The organism is Salinisphaera sp. SWV1 (assembly GCF_052044155.1).
Taxonomy (GTDB): domain Bacteria; phylum Pseudomonadota; class Gammaproteobacteria; order Nevskiales; family Salinisphaeraceae; genus Salinisphaera.
In genome coordinates this window covers 1-632 of record NZ_JBQDYE010000134.1, presented here as the reverse complement: position 1 = coordinate 632, position 632 = coordinate 1, and the positions used below count along the sequence as shown (strand labels likewise).

The following is a 632-nucleotide window of genomic DNA, read 5'->3' as shown; positions in this document are numbered from 1 at the left end:
AAGTGTGGACGATTGCAGCGGTGTAAAGCCCCCGAGCGGGAAGAACGGCACGTAGGCAATGCCATCGTGGGCCAAAGCATCAATCATTGCATCATCAGCACGGTGCGCGAAGTTGTATTCGTTTTGCACACAGACAATTTCGGCAATCTTGCGCGCCTCTGCAACCTGCGTCGGTGTGACGTTGCTCAGGCCAATATGTTTTACCAGGCCTTGTTGTTGCATCTCTGCCAGCACGGTCAGGCTGGCCTCAATCGATCCTTCCGCTGGGCCATGACCATCCCCCATCATAACGCGCAGGTTAACCACATCCAGCACGTCCAGCCCGAGATTGATCCTACCCACGTAATATGGACACAGGCCTAAGCGAGGTTCTGGTTTTCAAATTGTTCCGGACTGAGACCGCCACACCAACTGTGCCGCCGCCACCGATTGTAATCACATTCGATATAATTAAACACCGTTGCCCGCATTATTTCCCGGCTGATAAAGTGTTCTCCATGGATACATTCCACTTTCAGCGAATGTAAGAAGCTTTCCACGCAGGCATTATCGTAGCAGCAACCTTTTGCGCTCATACTTCCACGCAGATTATGCCGCTTCAGTTGCGCCTGATAATCTGCTGAACAGTACTG

General features: G+C 51.9%; 1 protein-coding gene and 1 pseudogene. Both read right to left on the bottom strand.

The window, feature by feature from the left end:
* Positions 1–330: pseudogene (pdxI, locus tag ACS8YF_RS19830) on the bottom strand (pyridoxine 4-dehydrogenase); the annotation flags it as partial.
* Positions 331–359: 29 nt separating this feature from the next.
* Positions 360–632: IS3 family transposase (locus tag ACS8YF_RS19825; RefSeq protein ID WP_440851800.1), on the bottom strand; the 273-nt coding region annotated here is incomplete at its 5' end.